Source organism: Vreelandella sp. ssv, from assembly GCF_059448525.1.
On record NZ_CM182545.1, the window covers coordinates 2,150,749 to 2,171,330 of the forward strand.

Annotated in this window: 18 protein-coding genes; 2 read left to right on the forward strand and 16 right to left on the reverse strand. The window is 51.8% G+C overall.

Annotated features, from left to right (window positions below):
• Window positions 1-22: 22 nt before the first annotated feature.
• The 8 genes from AC5TBW_RS09885 to AC5TBW_RS09920 all read right to left on the reverse strand — a co-directional run bounded on the left by AC5TBW_RS09885 (window position 23) and on the right by AC5TBW_RS09920 (window position 9,451).
• Window positions 23-1,000 carry an alpha-ketoacid dehydrogenase subunit beta gene (locus AC5TBW_RS09885; RefSeq protein WP_495508426.1) on the reverse strand — a complete coding sequence of 326 codons (978 nt, stop codon included), beginning with the start codon at window positions 998-1,000 and terminating at the stop codon, window positions 23-25.
• A gap of 1 nt (window position 1,001) precedes the next feature.
• Complete coding sequence (locus AC5TBW_RS09890; protein WP_495511943.1) at window positions 1,002-2,204, reverse strand: thiamine pyrophosphate-dependent dehydrogenase E1 component subunit alpha; 1,203 nt, start codon at window positions 2,202-2,204, stop codon at window positions 1,002-1,004.
• 185 nt (window positions 2,205-2,389) lie between these two features.
• Window positions 2,390-3,163 (reverse strand): ABC transporter permease, encoded by a 774-nt coding sequence (locus AC5TBW_RS09895; RefSeq protein WP_495508427.1) that lies wholly within the window; start codon window positions 3,161-3,163, stop codon window positions 2,390-2,392.
• Window positions 3,156-4,118 carry an ABC transporter ATP-binding protein gene (locus AC5TBW_RS09900; protein ID WP_495508428.1) on the reverse strand — a complete coding sequence of 321 codons (963 nt, stop codon included), beginning with the start codon at window positions 4,116-4,118 and terminating at the stop codon, window positions 3,156-3,158. Before AC5TBW_RS09900 ends, AC5TBW_RS09895 begins: the two co-directional genes overlap by 8 nt.
• Window positions 4,115-5,314: an ABC transporter permease gene (locus tag AC5TBW_RS09905; RefSeq protein WP_495508429.1), complete on the reverse strand. Its 1,200-nt coding sequence runs from the start codon at window positions 5,312-5,314 to the stop codon at window positions 4,115-4,117. The genes AC5TBW_RS09900 and AC5TBW_RS09905 overlap by 4 nt, the downstream gene beginning before the upstream one ends.
• Window positions 5,315-5,317: 3 nt before the next feature.
• Window positions 5,318-6,244 (reverse strand): glycine betaine ABC transporter substrate-binding protein OsmF, encoded by a 927-nt coding sequence (gene osmF, locus AC5TBW_RS09910; RefSeq protein ID WP_495508430.1) that lies wholly within the window; start codon window positions 6,242-6,244, stop codon window positions 5,318-5,320.
• A gap of 116 nt (window positions 6,245-6,360) precedes the next feature.
• Window positions 6,361-7,752, reverse strand: coding sequence for a cysteine--tRNA ligase (gene cysS / locus AC5TBW_RS09915; RefSeq protein WP_495508431.1), 1,392 nt, complete (start codon window positions 7,750-7,752; stop codon window positions 6,361-6,363).
• Window positions 7,753-7,771: 19 nt separating this feature from the next.
• Window positions 7,772-9,451: a glutamine--tRNA ligase/YqeY domain fusion protein gene (locus AC5TBW_RS09920; protein WP_495511944.1), complete on the reverse strand. Its 1,680-nt coding sequence runs from the start codon at window positions 9,449-9,451 to the stop codon at window positions 7,772-7,774.
• 156 nt (window positions 9,452-9,607) lie between these two features.
• On the opposite strand from AC5TBW_RS09920, the gene AC5TBW_RS09925 reads away from it, so the two are divergent.
• Window positions 9,608-10,108 (forward strand): peptidylprolyl isomerase, encoded by a 501-nt coding sequence (locus AC5TBW_RS09925; protein WP_495508432.1) that lies wholly within the window; start codon window positions 9,608-9,610, stop codon window positions 10,106-10,108.
• Between the two features lie 13 nt (window positions 10,109-10,121).
• Window positions 10,122-10,895, forward strand: coding sequence for a UDP-2,3-diacylglucosamine diphosphatase (locus AC5TBW_RS09930; protein WP_495508433.1), 774 nt, complete (start codon window positions 10,122-10,124; stop codon window positions 10,893-10,895).
• 66 nt (window positions 10,896-10,961) lie between these two features.
• Here the strand turns inward: AC5TBW_RS09930 and AC5TBW_RS09935 are convergent, their stop codons facing one another.
• The 8 genes from AC5TBW_RS09935 to AC5TBW_RS09970 form a co-directional block, all read right to left on the reverse strand.
• Complete coding sequence (locus tag AC5TBW_RS09935; RefSeq protein WP_495508434.1) at window positions 10,962-12,782, reverse strand: SurA N-terminal domain-containing protein; 1,821 nt, start codon at window positions 12,780-12,782, stop codon at window positions 10,962-10,964.
• 126 nt (window positions 12,783-12,908) lie between these two features.
• Entirely contained in the window at window positions 12,909-13,181 is a 273-nt protein-coding gene (locus AC5TBW_RS09940; RefSeq protein ID WP_007114333.1) for an HU family DNA-binding protein, read from the reverse strand.
• Window positions 13,182-13,378: 197 nt separating this feature from the next.
• Window positions 13,379-15,790, reverse strand: a complete 2,412-nt coding sequence (gene lon / locus AC5TBW_RS09945; protein WP_495508435.1) for an endopeptidase La — start codon at window positions 15,788-15,790, stop codon at window positions 13,379-13,381.
• 216 nt (window positions 15,791-16,006) lie between these two features.
• On the reverse strand, window positions 16,007-17,287 hold the full coding sequence (gene clpX / locus AC5TBW_RS09950; RefSeq protein WP_495508436.1) for an ATP-dependent Clp protease ATP-binding subunit ClpX: 1,281 nt from the start codon (window positions 17,285-17,287) through the stop codon (window positions 16,007-16,009).
• A gap of 74 nt (window positions 17,288-17,361) precedes the next feature.
• Window positions 17,362-17,979: an ATP-dependent Clp endopeptidase proteolytic subunit ClpP gene (gene clpP, locus AC5TBW_RS09955; protein ID WP_113270706.1), complete on the reverse strand. Its 618-nt coding sequence runs from the start codon at window positions 17,977-17,979 to the stop codon at window positions 17,362-17,364.
• Window positions 17,980-18,047: 68 nt separating this feature from the next.
• Complete coding sequence (gene tig / locus AC5TBW_RS09960) at window positions 18,048-19,400, reverse strand: trigger factor (RefSeq protein ID WP_495508437.1); 1,353 nt, start codon at window positions 19,398-19,400, stop codon at window positions 18,048-18,050.
• Window positions 19,401-19,687: 287 nt separating this feature from the next.
• The gene (locus AC5TBW_RS09965; RefSeq protein WP_495508438.1) at window positions 19,688-20,065 is read right to left on the reverse strand and encodes a hypothetical protein; all 378 of its coding nucleotides are present in this window, start codon (window positions 20,063-20,065) and stop codon (window positions 19,688-19,690) included.
• Between the two features lie 3 nt (window positions 20,066-20,068).
• Window positions 20,069-20,533 (reverse strand): flavodoxin, encoded by a 465-nt coding sequence (locus AC5TBW_RS09970; protein WP_495508439.1) that lies wholly within the window; start codon window positions 20,531-20,533, stop codon window positions 20,069-20,071.
• Between the last annotated feature and the right edge of the window lie 49 nt (window positions 20,534-20,582).

Consider the following 20,582-nt stretch of genomic DNA (forward strand, 5'->3'; position numbering starts at 1 on the left):
CGTTCTTAGGCATTAATAGCCGCTAAAAGTTGACGCTTTCGCGAATCGCTTCAAAAATTTTCAGGTGATCAGGCAGATACTCTTTTTCCAGCACCAGTGGAAAAGGCGTATCCAAACCTGTCACCCGGGCAATGGGCGATTCCAGGTAGAGAAAACAACGCTCTTGAATAGTGGCAGCGATTTCGCCGGCAAAGCCACCGGTTAACGGAGCTTCATGGCTGACCACGAGTCGGCCGGTTTTTAACACTGATTCAGCCACCGTATCCGCATCCCAGGGCAGCAGTGAGCGCAGGTCGATCACTTCACAGGCAATGCCCTGCTCTTCAGCTAACTCGACCGCTTTGCCAATCACCTCCATCTGCGCGCCCCAGCCCACCACGGTAATATCCGTGCCCTCTTTGGTGATTTCGGCTTCGCCAATGGGTAGCTGGTAATCCTCTTCGGGCACTTCGCCGACGGAAGCGCGATAAAGACGCTTAGGCTCAAGAAAAAGCACTGGATCCGGATCGCGAATCGCGGCAAGCAGTAGCCCTTTCGCTTGATAGGGGTTACGTGGGACGACCACTTTTAAACCGGGCGTATGGGTAAAGTAGGCCTCGGGAGATTGGGAGTGATAGAGACCACCGGCGATACCGCCGCCGTAAGGTGTGCGAATGGTCAAACCACCGACGTTAAACAGATCGCCCGAACGGTAGCGAAACTTGGCCGTTTCGTTAACAATCTGGTCAAACGCTGGAAAGATATAGTCGGCAAACTGTATTTCTGCCACAGGCACCGAGCCCTGTGCCGCCAAGCCATTGGCAAAGCCGATAATGCCCTGCTCGACCAGTGGGGTATTGAAGCAGCGCGCTTTGCCATACTTCTCCTGCAGGTGACTGGTCGCCCGAAAGACACCCCCAAAAATACCCACGTCTTCACCAAAGCAGATAACTTTTTCGTCCTCTGCCATGGCGATATCCAGCGCATTATTAATCGCCTGGAGCATGTTCATGTTAGCCATGTTACGCCTCTCCCTGAGTATCAGTCTCGGTGCCCACGTCTAAATCCAACGACTGAGCCCCGCGGGGATAAGCCTCTGGGTAACGACGAATATGGCGTTTTAACTGATCGAATTGGTGCTGCAGCGCAGGGGTAATATCGGCATACACATCGCTGATCAAACTCTCTAGCGGCGGCGATGAACGTTTCTCAGCCCGCTTCATGGTTTCCAGCACTTCACGGCGAAGGGTTTCTTGCTGGGAAGACTCCTCTTCTTCGCTCCACCACTGCTTCTTCAAGAGCCATTTTTGTAGCCGCAGCAGTGGGTCTTTGGCACGCCACACTTCCTCCTCATCTTTCGAGCGATAGCCAGAGGGATCGTCAGAAGACGAGTGCGCGGCAAGGCGATAGCTCATGGCCTCAATCAATACCGGTTGATTTTGCTCAACGGCAATCTTGCGTGCCTGACGCGTTGCTTCATAGACCGCCAGCACGTCGTTACCATCGACCCGGATCACGTGCATGTGATAGCCAAAAGCACGCGGGGCGATACCGTCGGCGGCAAACTGCTCGACGGCAGGCGTGGAAATGGCATAACCATTGTTACGGCAGAAGAAAATCACCGGCACCTGATGCACAGAGGCCATATTAAGCGCGGCGTGGAAATCACCCTCGGAGGCAGCGCCTTCGCCAAAAAACGTTAACGTGCAGTGACCGTTACCCGCCAATTTTTGTCCGTAAGCGTAGCCTGTGGCCTGAGGAATCTGAGTCGCTAGGGGAGACGATATGGTCATGTAGTGCAGCTTACGCGACCCATAGTGAATCGGCATTTGACGGCCTTTGCCGTAATCCAGCTCGTTGCCAAACAGCTGGTTCATAAATTCGTCGATTGAGAAGCCGCGATACATCAGAGCGCCCTGCTCGCGGTACTGCGCCATGATCATATCAGCGTCGTTCAGCGCGGCGGTAGCGCCCACAACGGCGGCCTCTTCGCCGGTACACTGCATATAGAAACTGAGCCGCCCTTGACGCTGAGCAGCCATCATTCGTTCATCCAGAATACGCGTAGCAAGCATTGCTTGGTAGATACGCCGAGCGTGATCACGCTCCAGGACGGGTTCGGTACCGCCGCTATAGAGCTCGCCCTCAGGATTGAGCAAACTAAAGGTGGGAATCGAAAATTCGTCGCCGGTCATGAAGTCCGGCTGGTGTACATATTGAGTCATCATTATTGTCCTTGTTTTACCCCTTTTGAGGGCAGTGTTGTTGGTATTGACCGTTTATGCCAGTGGATTTATCTGCCATAGGCCAACGCAACTACTGCGACAGTAACGCAGCACAAGAACTTTAGGGATACAACTTAAGGCGCAGACAAGCTCAGAAGCCCTTAGCTACACTCAGGCGTATGAGATTATGACGCAGAAAGACGCGAGCGTAGGTGACGCTGCAGCACTTCAAATAGGCTATCCATGGTTAATGCCAGTAACGCAATGGTCAGCGCGCCCTGAACCACATAAGCCATATTGCCATTCACAATACCGGATATGATCGGATCACCCAGGTTACTTGCCCCTACGGTAGCCCCCAGGGCGGCGGTGGCGATATTAATGGTCACCGAGGTACGTATGCCCGCCATTATCACCGGCGCTGCCAGCGGCAGTTCAACTTGCCACAGAGTCTGGGTGGGTGTCATACCCATAGCGTGGGCCGCGGTTTTAATATCGGCATCAACTTCCTGCAAACCGGTCAGGGTGTTACGCACGATGGGCAGCAGCCCATAGAGAATCAAGGCGACAATAATGGGTAGCGTACCAAACCCCAGTACGGGTACCGCCAGCGCCAGGACGGCCACCGGGGGGAAACTTTGTCCAAGAGAGGCTAATTGACCAACCAGAGGCAGGAAATCACTTCCCCGCTCACGCGTGACTGCAATGCCCGCTAGCACGCCGACCATAATCGTCACAATAGCCGCAATGCCCACCACTAACAAATGGCGCCCAAGCAGGACATAAAAATCGGCACGCTCATAGATCACCTGGCGAGCATCAGGCTCAACCCAGCGAAATAGTGGCTCGGCTGCAGCCATCCCCACGACGCTAATTAGAAGCAATGCCCCCCATAATAGTGGCCACAGCCACTGAGGAGTTTGTTGACGCTGTTGCGCAACGCCTAGCGAATTACTCACGCACGCTTCCTTTATCCAGTTGGGCTTCCTTAATAACCCTGCGCAGCGAAAGCTCGCCGATTGGCACGTCATGCTGGTCAACGACAGTCAGCCGGTCACTATGATCCCGCAGCATCATGGAGAGCGCCTGGCGCAGCGAAAAACCCGCCGGAATGCGGGATTGCGCAGGTAAAGTTTGGCCCATAGAGGTCATGTGGTCTTTAACACGCGTTAAAGCGGCCTGCTTCAGGCCTCTTTCGAGCCCTCCTAACATTGACTCTACAAAGGGATCACCGGGATGTTGGAGCAGTGCTAGCGGAGAACCCTGTTGCACGATTCGACCTTCACGCATCACCACAAGGTGATCTGCTAACTTAAGGGCTTCATCCATGTCATGCGTGACAAAGACAATGGTCTTGTGTAACCGCGCCTGTAGCTTAGCCAGTTCGTCCTGAAGTTTTTCACGCGTAATCGGGTCAAGAGCGCCGAAGGGTTCGTCCATTAACAAAATATCGGGGTCAGCAGCGAGTGCCCGTGCTACGCCGACCCGCTGCGCTTGGCCACCAGAGAGCTGGTGAGGATATTTGTGGGCAAACTCACCCACTGGTAAGCCCAGCAAGTCCATCAACTCTTCTACTCGTGCCTGAACTTCCGCTGCCGACCACTTTAATAGACGCGGCACCAAACCGATATTGCGTGCCACACTCCAGTGGGGAAACAGACCTGTGTGCTGAATAACGTAGCCAATTCGACGGCGTAGCTTTACCGGGTCATATACCTCTATCGCCTGCCCATCCAGAAGGATATCGCCTTCGCTATGCTCAATTAAGCGATTGATCATACGCAGCGTGGTCGATTTACCACAGCCAGACGTTCCCACTAACGCACAGAATTTGCCTTTCGGTACGCGCAGCGAAATATCATCCACCGCGGTTTCTTCACCAAATCGCTTTGTGACATGGGAAAGCTCAATCATCTTGTTCCTCCGGGGCGCAGCGCTTCAGCAAGCGCACCTAAGCCTGCATCAACCACCAGAGCCAGCATTAAAATGGGCAGTGCACCGAGCAGAACCATGTCCATGGCCGCTTGGCCTAAGCCTTGAAAAATAAAGGTTCCAAGCCCGCCCGCACCAATCAGGGCAGCAACGGCAGTCAGCCCAATTGCCTGGACAGTGGTTATACGCACCCCTTCCAACAGCACCGGCAGTGCCAGCGGCAAGCGCACCTGCCAAAAGCGCTGGGCAGCACGCATTCCCATCCCTTTGGCCGCTTCTAATGTATCAGGGCTTACCTCTTCAAGTGCAGTGTAGGTATTACGCACCATGGGTAACAGGCTGTAGGCAATCAAGGCGATCAAGGCAGGGGTTGTGCCGATACCACTAACGCCTAGCCGATCCAAGAAAGGCACGTTCGTGGCAAGCCAAGCAAGGGGAGCCAGCAATAGACCGAATAGCGCCAGGCTGGGTATCGTCTGTAGAAAATTAAGTACCGCAAAAGCGCCTTTCTGCAAGCGTACATAGCGACGCATCAGCATGGCTAGTACTAAGCCCATTACTACGCTAATGCTAACGGCGATTCCTACCAGCCTTACGTGCTGGCCGATAGCGCGAAGAAACTGTTGATCTCGCGCGTTGAACTCTTGTACCAGCGCAAGGCTATCCAGCCAGAACGCTGCGCATAGCCACCACACCAGCGCCACCCCAGTTAACAACAGCGTGGGCCAGAGGCGAGTAAGGTTTAATCGTAATCGAATTTCAATCAGGCACAGCAGCAGCACAAACAGGGTGACCCAGTACGCTGCCCCCAAACCCAAACGCGCCTGGGGAAGTTCGGGATCAACGAGCAAATAGCTGCTGGTAATCAATCCCACGGGCATGAGGGACATCAATATCACCACCGCCGCTAACAAAGCGTGATAGTGTCGCTGGCTCGGCTGCAACGCTAAAATACCGATGGTGCTAATAAGCAGTGTGGTCAAGAGTGCGCCTGGCCAACCAAGGGCATCAAGCGCACCGTAACCTGTTCCTAACACTATACGATTGGGGGCCATACTCACCACGTCCAACAACCAGAACGCGGCCAGCATGATAAGACTAAGGCTCACCAGCACAATGTTAGGGTGCCGCCCCTCCCAACGAAACCGCGAGGTGGGCAGAGCATCCAGTAGCGACATTAATTAGTTATCCAGCGTATCAAGGTAGTCGCTTGCCACTTGGGTTGGAGATAGACCGTTGACGGCAACATCTGCATTGAGTGATTGCAGGGTGACCAAATCGAGGGTAGCAAAAACGTCGTTCAGTAATGTTTCCATTTCAGGATATGTTTCTAACACGCTCTCACGCACTACCGGTGCAGGTTGATAAACGGGTTGAACGCCCAGGGTATCTTCAAGAACAACCAAACCCAGCGCGCTTAAACCACCGTCTGTTCCATAGGTCATGGCGCCGTTAACACCACTGGTCTGTTGGGCAGCAGCACGCATGGTAGCGGCGGTATTACCACCAGAGAGCACCAGCAACTGGTCATCACTTAACTCAAAACCGTAGGCTTCCTGGAATGCAGGGAGCGCCTGTGCAGACTCAACAAATTCAGCGCTAGCGGCAAACTTGAAATCACCGCCATCGGCCAAATAAGCGGCGAGATCTTCTAGACTCTCCAGCTCATTTTCAGTGGCAACATCTTTACGAATACTCATTGCCCAGGTGTTATTAGCGCTGGCAGGCTGCAGCCATATCAAGCCTTGCTGTGCGTCACGCTCACGTACGGTTTCATAAGCTTGATCAGCATTATTCCATACGGGACTGTCGGTCATATCGAAAAAGAACGCACCATTACCCGTGTATTCAGGATAAAGGTCTATTTCGCCCGCTTCCAGGGCTGTGCGGACAACGCTAGTGCCGCCCAGCTGTAATCGGTTTTCGGTCGCAATATCATGCCGCTCTAACGTTTGTATAATCAGCTCGCCCAATACTGACCCTTCCGTGTCAATTTTGGATGACACCACCACGGGTTCGTTAGCACTGGCTTGAGAGAATGCCGCCAGCGATACGGCACAAGCAGCAACCAAGGGCTTAGCAATTAAAAATTTAGCTGAAAAGCGCATCTTTGAATTCCTTTTGAAGTGGGCTCTTAACGTCTGAGGCTCTTATATAGGCATTATAAGAGCCTTCAGCGTTTAAGTTAGCGCATAAGCCACCAACGAGTGATGAAGGTTTTGGGTTATGGCGCTTCCAATACCCAAGACGTGCCTTCTCGGGAGTCCTTGAGAATAATCCCTAAAGCGGCAAGTTCATCGCGAATGGCATCTGCTTGGGCGAAATCTTTATTCACCTTAGCCTCGATGCGCTGGGCGATCTTTGCTTCGATCTCGCTCTCGCTAAGCGGCATACCCTGCTGCTGAGTGCCTTTTAAGAACGTTTGTGGCGCTTGCTGGAGAAGTCCCAAAATAGAACCAAGCTGTTTTAACTCGCTCCCAAGTTTGGCGGCTTCATTGGGCTGTTCCTGCTTGGCACGATTGACCTCGCGAGCCAGCTCAAACATCACCGCCAAGGCTTCGGGCGTATTGAAGTCATCATCCATTACCTGGGTAAAGCGCTCAAGATAAGCTGAAGCGTCACCGCTTGCCTCACCTAGCTCAAGGCCTTCCAGTGCTGTGTACAAGCGCGTTAGCGATTTACGCGCTTCAGTCAGTGAATCGACCGAGTAGTTAATCGGACTACGGTAATGGCTAGCCACCAGCAGAAAGCGCACGACTTCTGGATCGTGCTCGGCCAGCACATCGCGAATGGTGAAGAAGTTGCCCAGTGATTTGGACATCTTCTCCTGGTTCACCCGCACCGCGCCGGCGTGCATCCAGGTATTAACGTAGGTTTTGCCGGTGGCCGCTTCGCTTTGTGCGATCTCATTTTCATGGTGTGGGAAGGTTAGATCCGGCCCGCCGCCGTGAATATCGAAGGTGTCACCCAAGCAGCAGGTCGACATGGCCGAGCACTCGATGTGCCAACCGGGCCGACCGTGACCCCAGGGGGACGCCCAGTGCGCCTCCCCCGGCTTGGCAGCCTTCCAGAGCACGAAATCGAGCGGATCTTCTTTATGAACATCCACATCAACCCGTGCGCCAGACCGCATATCGTCAAGCTGGCGGTTATTTAGCTTGCCGTAATTGGCAAATTTGCGCACTCGGTAGTAAACATCGCCATTATTTGCGGCGTAGGCAAAGCCTTTTTCAATCAACGTTTCAATCATGGCCACAATATCACCGATATGGCCGGTGGCACGTGGCTCGTGATTTGGTGGCAAAACAAATAGACGCTGTTCGTCTTCGTGCATAGCGTCAATCATGCGCTCGGTCAGCGCGGTGATGCTTTCGCCATTCTCCTCGGCACGCTTGAGAATTTTATCGTCAATATCGGTAATGTTACGCACGTAGTTAACGTCGTAGCCGCGCTCACGCAGATAGCGGGTGATAACGTCAAAGGCGACCATGACGCGGGCGTGCCCTAGGTGGCAGTAGTCATACACCGTCATGCCGCACACATACATGCTTACTTTTCCCGCTTCAAGCGGGGTGAAAGGTTCTTTGCGGCGCGTCAGCGTATTGTAAATATGCATGTGGCTATCCATGTTTGTTTTAGCCCTTCTGCTTGATTTTAGCCCAGCTATCTTTCAACCCCACGGTACGGTTAAACACCAAATGCTCTGGCGTAGAGTCGTGACGGTCAGCGCAGAAGTAGCCGACGCGCTCGAACTGGAAACGTGATTCAGGTGTCGCCTCGGCAAGGCTAGGCTCACCAATTGCTTGGCAAACGACCAAAGAATTTGGATTTAGGTGCTCAAGAAAGTCGACATCTTTATCGCGATCCGGCTGTTCAACGGTAAACAAATTGTCGTAAAGGCGCACTTCTATCGGCACACCGTGTGCAGCGCTGACCCAGTGAATAACACCTTTGACCTTACGTCCTTCGGGATTTTTACCCAGCGTATCGAAGTCGACCGAGCAGTGCAGTTCAGTGATTTCACCGTCGGCGTCTTTGATCACCTCGTCACAGCGAATCACATAGCTGTTGCGCAGGCGTACTTCTTTACCTGGCGCGAGGCGGAAGAACTTCTTAGGGGCATCTTCCATAAAGTCGTCTTGATCGATATATAGCTCACGAGCAAACGGCACCTTGCGCATTGTCATGTCCTCACGCGCAGGATGTCCCGGCACTTCGTACATCTCTTCGTGATCTTCAGGCACGTTAGTAAGGACGACCTTTAACGGGTTTAACACACACATGGCCCGGGGAGCATTGTCTTCAAGGTCAGAACGAATCGCATGGGTGAGCATGGCAATATCGACTAAGCCACCGTCAGCGCGGGTAACGCCAATCATTTCGCAGAATTTACGAATAGACGCTGGCGTATAACCGCGGCGACGCATACCGGAGATCGTCGGCATGCGCGGATCATCCCAGCCGTCGACGATTTGCTCATCCACCAGCAGCTTCAGCTTACGCTTGGAAGTCAGGGTGTAGTCGAGATTCAGTCGTGCAAACTCGATTTGGCGCGGCTTCGCGGGCACCGGTAGATTATTTAAAAACCACTCGTACAGCGGGCGGTGATCTTCAAATTCCAGGGTGCAGATCGAGTGCGTAATACCTTCGATGGCGTCTGACTGACCATGGGTAAAGTCGTAAGAAGGATAGATTTTCCACTTATCACCGGTTTGATGATGGGTGGCGTGGCGAATTCGATAAATTATCGGGTCGCGTAGATTGATATTGGGTGAGGCCATATCAATCTTGGCGCGCACGACCTTTTCACTTTCGCCAAACTCGCCTTCGCGCATACGCGCCAGTAGATCCAGGTTCTCTTCGGCGCTGCGTTCGCGGTAAGGGCTGGCTTTGCCCGGCGCGGTTAAAGTACCGCGATACTCGCGGATTTCATCCGGGGAAAGATCGTCGACATAGGCTTTGCCTTCACGCATTAAGTGCTGCGCCCAAGCGTAGAGCTGATCGAAGTAGTCAGAAGCAAAACGCACCGGGCCTGCCCATTCAAAGCCTAGCCAACTGACGTCCTCTTTGATCGCATCGATGTAGGCCTGCTCTTCTTTGGCAGGGTTGGTGTCGTCAAAACGTAGATGACACTCGCCACCCATTTGCTCCGCCAGCCCGAAATTTAGACAGATCGACTTCGCATGGCCGATATGCAGAAAGCCATTGGGCTCCGGGGGGAAGCGCGTCACGATTTTAGTGACCTGGCCGCCCTCGATTTCGTCGCGTACTTGGTTGCGAATGAAGTTCGGCGCTGGGGTGGTCTCGTTGGTCATGGTGGTGTTTGATAACCTCGTGGTGGATGGCGTGCTGGTCCGTGAAGACATAGGATACTCCTACGGCCCTTCGCGGTGCAGGGCAAAACCGCTATTATAACGTGACGCCGATGCACAGCGCCAAGGCGAACGCCTTTATTGAACAGGAATTTACCTATGATCGTATTACAGACGAACCACGGTGACATCACTATCGCCCTGAACCACGAAAAAGCGCCGATTAGCGCGGCGAATTTTGAGCAGTACGTTCGTGACGGATTTTATGACGGTACGCTGTTTCACCGAGTAATTGATGGGTTCATGGTCCAAGGCGGCGGTTTCGATAAAGATTTTGAGCAAAAACCGACCCGTGATCCTATCGATAACGAAGCCGACAACGGCTTAAAAAATACTATCGGTACGTTAGCCATGGCTCGCACCCAGGATCCGCACTCTGCAACGGCACAGTTTTTTATCAACGTGGGCGACAATAGCTTTTTGGATCATAGCGGTAAAAATCTTCAAGGCTGGGGCTATGCGGTGTTTGGCGAAGTCGTTGACGGTATGGATGTGGTCAACGAAATTAAAAACGTAGCCACTTCGCGTCGCGGCATGCACGCCGACGTTCCCTCTGAGGATGTCATTATCGAGCGCGCTTACGTTAAGGAAGCGGAATAACCCCGGGAGCCTTATGCGCACACTGCTTGTTGCTGACCTGCATTTGAGTAGCGATACCCCTGAGATTAATCAGGGGTTTTACCGCTACCTTGAACAAACCGCCCCAGGAGCCGATGCCCTGTACATTCTGGGCGATCTTTTTGACGCCTGGATTGGTGATGATCTTTTGGACAACGCTACTCATCCGCTTAGCGTTGTCGCCCAAGACGTCATTCAGCGCTTAAAAAAGCTTAGCAGCGAGGGCACCGCTGTCTATTTGATGCATGGTAACCGTGATTTTTTACTCGGTGAACGCTTTGTTAACGCCTGCCAGGCGATACTGCTATCTGACATTGAGGAGGTCGAGCTTCAGGGGGTACCCGTGGTACTTCTTCACGGCGATAGCTTATGCACCCAGGATGAAGCCTATATGGCTTTTCGTCAGCAGTCACGCAATCCAGAGTGGCAGGCGCAGATGCTGGCTCTACCGCTGGAACAACGTTTAGAACTGGCCAAAAGCCTACGCATGCAGTCGGGCGAGGCTAACGCCAATAAAGCTGAGGCCATCATGGATGTGACACAGCAGGAAGTTATCACGCTAATGGAGCGGTTTGGTGTTGCCACCATGATTCATGGTCATACTCACCGCCCTCACGTACATGACCTAACAGTTGAGGAAGTACCCGCCAAACGTTATGTGTTAGGCGATTGGAATACCCAGCATGGTTGGGATATCGTGGTTGAACGCTCAGATCACACGGCACCAAGGTTGCGTCAATTCTCTTTCACCGAATTACCTGATGCCTGAGCCCTGTTTACGGGTTTAAAAAAAGCCGATCGCGAGATCGGCTTTTTTGGCTTGCTTAAAAACATTCTACCGCTCTATGTCTGCGTCACTGCGCAAGTCATCAATCAATCCCTGCAGGATCGATTGGGCACGCAATTGTTCAGCCATTTGTGAGACAAACGCTTCCATTTGCTCATCGATTTCACCATCAGTAACGCTATCCAACGCAACAACGGCAACACCTTGGGGAAGCTCAACGGCACGATAAACGCTTTCGCCCTCATCTGGACGAGGCATGCGGAAAGCTTCCTGAACAATCGTTTGCGGTACGGTGGTATCAGCTTGACGGCTAACGTTATTAGCTTCGAGCCAATCGATGTCCAACTGCTCACCTGATTGCAGTTCTGAAATCAGTGATTGCGCCTCTTCACGTAGAGCTTGCTGCTGCTGATCAGCAGCCACTGAAATTTCAACCTCTTCACGGACATCATCCAACGATAATATTGTCGCGTCGCGCTTTTCAGCAACTCGCAATACCATGCGGCGATCCTGATCTAACTCGATAACTTCACTGTTATAACCCTCTTCCAATACATCGTTACTGAACGCTGCGGACATCACGCCAGGCTCAGATAACACGCCTTCAGCCTGATCGTCACGAGCCAGCCAATCACTCTCATTGAGGGTCAGACCAATGCTCTCAGCCACACTTTGCAGATCGTCTGCAGCAAAGCTTTCATCAATTAGCTGCTGAACCCGCTGATTAAACTCATCATCAACGTCACGTAGCGCCACTTCACGCGCCAACTCATCGCGCTGCTCTTCGAACGTCGGGCCTTGAATATCCGTTACTTGAATGATGTGGAAAGCACTGTCCAACTCAATCGGCTGAGAAATATCACCCTCGTCTAATCCGAATGCAGCTTCATCAAACGTTTCACCAAAGAATCCCCGGCTGATAACCCCGAGATCACCACCCTCTTCAGCACTGGCCGTATCATCAGAGTAACGAAGCGCGGTATCGGCAAACGATTCACCGCTATCCAACGCTTCCTTGGCTGTTTCGGCCATTTCCTGAGCTTCATCACGGGTGCGCTGGTCACCAAACGTGATCATAATGTGAGAAACTTGACGATCAGCATCACGGTTTTGCTCACGCCATGCATCAAGTAATGCCTCTTCGTCTACGTCGCGGCCTTCAGCCATTGCTTGACGATCAACTATTACATACTCAAGGCGCACTTGCTCAGGACGCTCATAGCGCTCCTGGTGGGCATCGTAAAATGCTTGAAGATCTTCCTCACTGACATTGATATCAGCCTCTACGTCATCGCCACCCAGCACAACGTAGCGCAAGCTACGCTGCTGGCGCTGCAATTCCGCCAAGCGCTCTTGCTCATTGGGCAGGCTGAAATCACTGAAGGCTAACCCTTGTTGCAAATGCTGCCGCTGAATATCGACACGTAGCTCCTGGCGAAATGACATGGGCGTATAACCAGCGCCCGCCAACCGGTTACGGAATACTTCAGCGGAGAAGCGACCATCCTGGTCATGGAATTCAGGTAGGCTGACAATCATCTGGTCTAACTGCTCATCGGATACGCTAAAACCGCCATCCTCAGCATATTGAGATAGCAGTTGCTGGGTGATGAGCTGATCAAGCATATCACTGCGCAGGGCACGCTCCTGCTCCGGCGGCACCTGGCCTGATCGTAAGGCACGCTGAACTTCAAGCTCAACTTGTTGGCGCATAATCGGCTGGCCGTTGACACTTGCTACTTCGTTTGGATCGCTGCCAAAAACCCCGAACAGAGACTCAATCCCGAAAAGTGCCATGGCCGCGACCATAACACCGATAATAATTTTGGCACCCCAGCTCCTGGAGCCATCTCGAATACTTTGCAGCATGCTAGCCTCAGATTGTCACAGCCAAACACATTGACCCGCTAAATCCTAACAAATAGAGGGCCAGAAAATAACATGGGCGCATCGCCAGTGCGATGCGCCCATAAGGTTACAGCAAACGCGGTCAAATTAGTTGACGGCGTCTTTCAGCGCTTTACCTGCTTTGAAGCTGGGTACTTTGGCGGCACTGATCTGAATTGGCTGACCCGTTTGTGGGTTACGGCCAGTTCGTGCTGCACGCTCTTTAATTGCGAAGGTACCAAAACCTACCAGTGATACGCTTTCGCCCTTCTTAAGGCTATCGGTGACAGACTCCACCATGGCATCCAATGCGCGGGTTGCCGCTGCTTTTGGGATATCTGCAGACGCGGCAATGGCTTCAATCAGCTCGGACTTATTCACTCTTCACCCCTTGACTGTTTTAAAAAAATGGCTCTGAACGGCATGGTCACCGATGGATACGACGAACAAAACATAGCTGCGTTTTATAGCAATGCCTTGAAACATCTGTCAAGCAACCATGCCGTGAGATACCCGCCACGTATAGCAACGAGCATAGATATTAAGTAAAATTAAAGACCAAAGTGGACTTTAACAGCTTAATGAGTACTAGCAACTACGGTATTGGTAAACGATGCGTCGCTACCTTTCAACTTTGCACCTTCTTCTACCTTAGCAACTAGAGCTACGGCTAAGACATCATCTATCCAACGTACCGGACGAATATCCAATGCTCCTTTGATATTGTCAGGTACTTCCTTGAGATCACGGCGGTTTTCTTCAGGAATTAGCACAGTCTTTATACCACCGCGGCGGGCTGCCAGCAATTTCTCCTTCAGACCGCCTATTGGCATCACTTCACCGCGCAGATTGACTTCACCGGTCATGGCCACGTCACAACGCACTGCCCGCTGGGTATAAGCGGAAACAATCGCTGTCACCATCGCAATACCTGCACTGGGGCCGTCCTTCGGTGTGGCGCCTTCTGGTACGTGAATGTGCAGATCCTCTTTTTCAAACCGCTCTGGATCAATTCCGTACGCTTCTGCCCTAGCTCTGACCACTGTGTGGGCGGCGCTAACCGACTCTTTCATGACATCACCCAGTGAGCCGGTTTTGTTAATTCGCCCCTTACCCGGCGTAACCACTGACTCAATATTAAGCAATTCGCCGCCGACAGATGTCCAGGCAAGACCTGTGACACGGCCAACTTGATCTTCTTGCTCCGCTAACCCGTAACTATAGCGACGAACACCTGCATAGTGCTCAATCTGCTCAGCCGTTAAGCTTTTCCCAGCTTTTTCAGATGCCGGGTCGCGCTCTTTTTCAAGACGCTCACGGAGCACTTTTCGCGACACTTTGGCAATCTGACGCTCAAGCTCACGCACACCTGCTTCACGGGTGTAATAGCGAATAAGCTCCAATAGTGCGCTGTCTTCTAAGGTTAACTCATCACCTTTTAACCCGTTGGCGGCTAGTTGCTTAGGCAATAAATAGCGCTTGGCGATGGCCAATTTTTCATCTTCGGTGTAACCGGGCAGACGAATAATCTCCATACGATCAAGCAGTGCGCTGGGAATATTCATCGAGTTAGCGGTACAGATGAACAGCGTCTCTGAAAGATCGTAGTCAAGTTCTAGATAGTGGTCGCTGAAGCTGTTGTTCTGTTCAGGGTCGAGCACCTCTAGCAATGCAGAAGCGGGATCACCGCGATGATCCATGCCGAGCTTATCCACCTCATCTAACAGGAACAGCGGGTTTTTAACGCCAGCGCGACTCATCCGCTGAATCATTTTGCCGGGCAATGACCCGATGTAAGTCCGCCGGTGACCGCGTATTTCAGATTCGTCACGCACGCCACCCAACGCCAAACGCACATACTTGCGATTAGTGGCGCGCGCGATCGATTGACCTAACGATGTTTTACCTACCCCTGGCGGCCCCACCAAGCACAGCACCGGGCCTTTCATCTTGCGCACACGCGTCTGCACGGCAAGATACTCTAAAATGCGTGCCTTGACCTCTTCCAGTCCGTAATGGTCTTCATCAAGCACTTGTTGTGCTTTCACGAGATCATGCTTGACCCGCGTACGCTTTTTCCAGGGCACTGCCACCAACCAATCAAGGTAGGAGCGCACTACGGTCGCCTCTGCGGAGTTTGAGGCCATCATTTTGAGCTTGTTTAGCTCTTGTGTAGCCTTCTCAGACGCCTCTTTCGGCATACCGGATTCTTTAATCGCCAGCTCGTACTTCTCAGCCTCATTGGGCACATTATCCAGCTCACCCATCTCTTTCTGGATGGCTTTCATCTGCTCGTTGAGATAGTACTCACGCTGGGTCTTTTCCATCTGCTCCTTGACCCGCGAACGGATGCGCTTCTCTACTTGAAGGAGATCGATTTCAGACTCAATCAGCGCCATTAGGTGCTCAATGCGATCACGCACCCGATCCATCTCTAACAGCTCTTGTTTATCGCCAATTTTGAGCGATAAGTGAGCACAAATGGTATCCACCAAGCGGCTTGGATCTTCAATCCCTGACAAGGAGTTCAGGACTTCGTTAGGGACTTTTTTGGACAATTTCACGTACTGCTCAAACTGGTTAAGCAATACGCGAACCAGCGCTTCTTGCTCACGAGTGGTAAGTGGCTCACTCTCTCGTGGCGTTAAATGCGCCTGGGTGTAGCCGGCGTCATTCTCTTCGACGCTCAGGACATCCGCCCTAAAGTTACCCTCAATGAGGACTTTGACCGTGCCATCAGGAAGCTTCAGCAGCTGCATAATGTCAGCCACGGTTCCCATAGAATAAAGATCAGCGTTATCTGGCTCATCCTGAGATGCTTCGCGCTGAGCCACCAGCAACACTCGCTTATCAGCCTCCATAGCCGCTTCTAGCGCCTGGATAGACTTTTCACGACCTACAAATAGGGGGATGACCATTTGCGGATAAACAACCACATCGCGCAATGGTAAAAGGGGTAGACATTGTGTCTGTTCGGCGTTCTGCTGCATCGCAGACGTTCCTCGGCAAATCGGATGAGTACTTAAAAAAGAGTACTTGGAAAAGTACTGCAGAGTCGTCAATCAACTGGCTATTAACACGGTAGCTTTGAGCGGACTGGGCAGTAACACTTCGCAAAAACGCTCTTCAACAACAAGGGGTCGCCTAAGCGACCCCTTGGTTTTAGCGCAAGCGGTTAAAGCTGGGGTCGGCTGGTCGACTTGCGACTAACCATCAGTGCCGTCGACACGTGCTTCTTCCTGCTGAGAGTAAATCAACAGAGGTTCACTCTCACCAGCAATCACCGAGCCATCAATCACGACTTTACTGACGCCTTCAAGCGACGGAATTTCATACATGGTGTCTAGCAGCACAGATTCTAAAATAGAGCGCAGGCCACGAGCACCTGTCTTACGCTCCATGGCTTTTTCAGCCACGGCTCGTAACGCTTCATCTCTGAACTCCAGCGTTACATCTTCCATTTCAAACAGTTTGGCGTACTGCTTAACCAGCGAGTTCTTCGGCTCTGTCAGAATCTGCACTAATGCATCTTCAGTGAGCTCCATCAGCGTCGCGATGATGGGCAGGCGACCTACAAACTCAGGAATCAGGCCAAACTTCACGAGGTCATCGGGTTCAACGTCAGCCAGCAGCTCACCCACCCCACGGGAGGATTCCTTGCTCTTCACTGCCGCATTAAATCCGATACCGCCTTTCTCAGCGCGATCCCGAATTACTTTATCAAGCCCCGCAAATGCGCCACCAACGATAAACAGAATATTGCCCGTATTGACTTGGACAAACTCCTGCTGCGGGTGCTTACGCCCACCCTGGGGAGGCACTGACGCGGTCGTACCTTCAATTAGTTTGAGCAGTGCCTGCTGAACACCCTCACCCGACACGTCTCGAGTAATTGAAGGGTTATCCGATTTACGCGAAATCTTGTCTATCTCATCGATATAAACAATGCCGCGCTCAGCTTTTTCGACGTCGTAATCGCACTTCTGCAATAATTTCTGAATGATGTTTTCAACATCTTCACCGACATAACCTGCTTCGGTAAGCGTCGTTGCATCTGCAATGGTAAACGGTACATTCAGCAGCCGCGCCATGGTCTCCGCCAGCAACGTTTTACCGCTACCCGTGGGGCCAATTAGCAGAATGTTCGATTTGCCTAGCTCAACGTCGCCGTCGCGCACATCCGTTTTTAGACGCTTGTAGTGGTTATAGACCGCTACAGAAAGCACCATTTTGGCGCGATCTTGTCCGATGACGTAATCATCTAGCGTATGACGTATTTCGCGAGGCGTAGGTAAACGCTCGTCGTCGCTCTCGGCATCGGCTTCGAGAACTTCCTCGCGAATGATGTCATTACATAAGTCGACACACTCATCGCAGATATAGACGGACGGGCCCGCAATCAGCTTTCGTACTTCGTTTTGATTTTTACCACAAAACGAGCAGTAGAGCAGTTTGCCACCTTCGTCTTTGCCTTTGCCGTCGGCCATTCGCATACCTCTATCACTGCGGCGGCTTACGCCGCCGGAAAAGCTCGTTAGAAAAGCAGAATCCTATCACGCTATCAGGATGTAGGCCGCTTATCCAGCACTGCATCAATCAAGCCATACTCTTTGGCTTTATTGGCGCTCATAAAGTTATCCCGGTCTGTATCACGCGAGACGGTTTCAATATCTTGACCCGTATGGTGGGCAAGAATTTGATTAAGCTTCTCGCGTATACCCAGAATTTCACGGGTATGAATTTCAATGTCAGATGCTTGGCCTTGGTAGCCACCGAGCGGCTGATGAATCATCACACGTGAATTGGGTAAGCAATAACGTTTGCCAGCAGCACCTGCTGTTAACAACAACGCACCCATGCTAGCCGCTTGTCCAATACATACCGTGGACACATCTGGCTTCACGAACTGCATAGTGTCGTAAATCGACATCCCCGCGGTGACTGAACCACCTGGCGAGTTGATATACAGGTGAATATCTTTGTCTGGATTTTCTGACTCCAGAAACAACAACTGAGCGACAACCAGATTAGCCATGTAGTCTTCTACAGGGCCTACCAAAAAGATCACACGCTCTTTTAACAGGCGTGAGTAAATGTCGTAGGCTCTTTCCCCTTTGGCGCTCTGCTCAACCACCATGGGCACTAAACCGCCGGCGTTTTGAATATCAAACTCACTCATTCAGGTGATTCCTTGCGTCCGAGAAGGGAAAGGCGCACCGACATAGGGGTGCGCCACGCTCCAGGGTGTTAGGCGTTAGCTTTCTCGCCCTCTTCAGCACCCTCATCTTGCTCTGCCTGCTGTTGAGCAGCGGCAAGAGCTTGCTGATAAGACATTTCAACGTCTTTAATATTCGTTTGCTCGAGCAGCTTCGCCACCGCTTTCTCTTCGAGAATGGCAGATTTCACTTGGGTTTTCAGCTGCTCGTTACCCATGTAGTAGCTAACCACTTCTTCTGGATCTTGGTACTGCTCAGCAAGCTCGGTTACTTTTGCTTTGATAGCGTCATCGTCAGCGTCGAGTTCGTTAGCTTTGATCACTTCCGCTAGCAACAAGCCGACTTGAACGCGGCCTTTAGCCTGCTCTTCGAAAAGTTCGTTAGGCAATTGACTGACGTCAAAATCTTCGCCCAATCCGAACTGCTGAGCCGCTTGACGCTTCATGCCGTCAGTTTCTTGCTGAACCAATGCGCTTGGAACGGGAATTTCGTTAACCTTTTTAAGCGCATCTAGCACTTGCTGCTTAACGCGATTATCCACCGCTTGCGATGCTTCACGGGTCATGTTCTTTTTGATGTCAGCACGGAATTTTTCTTGATCGCCGCCTTCAACACCAAAACGCTCGATAAATTCAGCATCTACCTCAGGCAGCTTCTGACTGCTGACTTTATGAACCGTCACTTTGAAGGTTGCTTCTTTACCAGCCAAGTGTTCAGCCTGGTAATCCGCCGGGAAAGTAACGTTAAGTGTTTTCTCTTCGCCCGCTTTGGCACCAATTAACTGCTCTTCAAACCCTGGAATAAAGCTATTAGAACCAATGACCAGTGAATGACCTTCTGCGCTACCGCCTTCGAACGGCTCGTCACCAATATAGCCCTGGAAATCGATAGTCACTTGATCACCGTCGGCTGCAGCAGCATCGACTTCTTCCCACGCGGCGTTTTGCTTACGCAACGTATCGATCATTTCATCGACATCCGCATCGCTAACGGATACCACAGGGCGTTCAATGTCAGTGCCTTCGATTGAAGCCAGCTCTACCTGGGGGTAGATTTCCATTACCGCCACGAACTCAAGGTCTTTGCCTGATTCATTAACAGAAGGCTCGATTTGCGGGAAGCCAGCCGGGTTCAGGCCTTCTTCGGTAATAGCGCGCACGTAGCGTTCACGCATCACCTCACTAACCACTTCGTTACGTACGTCTTGGCCGTAGCGCTGCTGAACAACTGCCATCGGCACCCGGCCCTGGCGAAAACCATTCAAGCGAACATTCTTCGCGGTGTCTTTCAAGCGAGCGCTAACGGCCTCGTCAATTTCGGCAGCCGGCACTTGAATGGTGATGCGGCGTTCGATCTGGGAGGTCGTCTCGACAGAAACTTGCATGAATTGTCCTCTAACGGCTGGGCGTTGTGTTGATTGCATGTAATTGTGCTGACTGGATCTAAAAAGATCAAAGGGGCAATTTTAAGAACCCCAGCGCATGGTGGCAAGCGCCATGCTCGCAACATGGGGGCAGTGACTGCAAAAACAAGGTAATAATTGATGAATTAGCTACTTTCGGGCGTACTTGGCATCATTATTAGCCCCATGCTGCGATATTTATACCATTCTACTGCTTTGTGACACGGGCAGCGACTTTTTCAATTCAAGCTCCTAGATATTACATCACCCTAGACAGGCTGGCGTTCTTTCGACCACCATAAACTGAGCGTATGGAGAAGCACTCCAAGGGTTGCGCCATGAGAGATGAATACCTGCCAACTGATCCAATCAGTAAACAATGCGTGCCAAACTCCCATTACCGCCGCCCCAAGTAACAACATCGCGATTAGCCGTTTCAACAGCTTTGGCAAACGTTGACGAGAAGCAACCGCCAATAGGCGCCATTGAACAAGGGCTGCAAAAGCGACCAACGCAAAGGCGATAACAATGAGAGTTAGACGCGTTTCATGACCACCCGCCATATAACGTGGCAACGTTGCCAGCATCACCAAACACACACCTATCGCAACGCTTATGCGCTCTGGAGAGGAAGGAGCCTGCTGCATCGCTCAAACGACCTCTAACTGCTGGGCAACAATCCACTCTTCAACCCACGGAATAGCCGCATCATCGGCCATGAAAGTCTCCATAGCATCAATCTCTAAACGCTCACCTAATCGAGTGGCACCATGATCTAATAGCAGCGCATCTAACGCGCGACCTGCACCACAAAAGGTATCGCCATAAGAACTATCGCCCAATGCTATTAGCCCGTAGCGGAGCGAAGTGAGTGCTGGACTTTGATCACGAAGATTACGTACAAATGGGACAAAGCTACCCGGAAAATCTCCACTACCCGTAGTTGATACACAAAAAAGGGCTAAATCAGCGTCACCTTCTACAACATCGTTTATTGAAGGCTGTTCATGAATCACCACAGTGTAACCAGCCTGCTCAAAAAGAGGCTTTACTTGTTCTGCTACGTCTAGAGCACCGCCATACATGGTACCCACCAAAATATTCAGTTTCGGCATCGTCACTCCCCTGTCAAAGTGTCACAGTGCCAACCCTCAAGTCGACAAA

Bases quoted from the DNA above. Each gene is read 5' to 3' on its own strand.
- AC5TBW_RS09885 (WP_495508426.1), bottom strand. From the start codon at position 1,000: ATGGCTAACATGAACATGCTCCAGGCGATTAATAATGCGCTGGATATC.
- AC5TBW_RS09890 (WP_495511943.1), bottom strand. From the start codon at position 2,204: ATGACTCAATATGTACACCAGCCGGACTTCATGACCGGCGACGAATTT.
- AC5TBW_RS09900 (WP_495508428.1), bottom strand. From the start codon at position 4,118: ATGATTGAGCTTTCCCATGTCACAAAGCGATTTGGTGAAGAAACCGCG.
- AC5TBW_RS09905 (WP_495508429.1), bottom strand. From the start codon at position 5,314: ATGTCGCTACTGGATGCTCTGCCCACCTCGCGGTTTCGTTGGGAGGGG.
- osmF (WP_495508430.1), bottom strand. From the start codon at position 6,244: ATGCGCTTTTCAGCTAAATTTTTAATTGCTAAGCCCTTGGTTGCTGCT.
- cysS (WP_495508431.1), bottom strand. From the start codon at position 7,752: ATGCATATTTACAATACGCTGACGCGCCGCAAAGAACCTTTCACCCCG.
- AC5TBW_RS09920 (WP_495511944.1), bottom strand. From the start codon at position 9,451: ATGACCAACGAGACCACCCCAGCGCCGAACTTCATTCGCAACCAAGTA.
- AC5TBW_RS09925 (WP_495508432.1), top strand. From the start codon at position 9,608: ATGATCGTATTACAGACGAACCACGGTGACATCACTATCGCCCTGAAC.
- AC5TBW_RS09930 (WP_495508433.1), top strand. From the start codon at position 10,122: ATGCGCACACTGCTTGTTGCTGACCTGCATTTGAGTAGCGATACCCCT.
- AC5TBW_RS09935 (WP_495508434.1), bottom strand. From the start codon at position 12,782: ATGCTGCAAAGTATTCGAGATGGCTCCAGGAGCTGGGGTGCCAAAATT.
- lon (WP_495508435.1), bottom strand. From the start codon at position 15,790: ATGCAGCAGAACGCCGAACAGACACAATGTCTACCCCTTTTACCATTG.
- clpX (WP_495508436.1), bottom strand. From the start codon at position 17,287: ATGGCCGACGGCAAAGGCAAAGACGAAGGTGGCAAACTGCTCTACTGC.
- clpP (WP_113270706.1), bottom strand. From the start codon at position 17,979: ATGAGTGAGTTTGATATTCAAAACGCCGGCGGTTTAGTGCCCATGGTG.
- tig (WP_495508437.1), bottom strand. From the start codon at position 19,400: ATGCAAGTTTCTGTCGAGACGACCTCCCAGATCGAACGCCGCATCACC.
- AC5TBW_RS09965 (WP_495508438.1), bottom strand. From the start codon at position 20,065: ATGCAGCAGGCTCCTTCCTCTCCAGAGCGCATAAGCGTTGCGATAGGT.
- AC5TBW_RS09970 (WP_495508439.1), bottom strand. From the start codon at position 20,533: ATGCCGAAACTGAATATTTTGGTGGGTACCATGTATGGCGGTGCTCTA.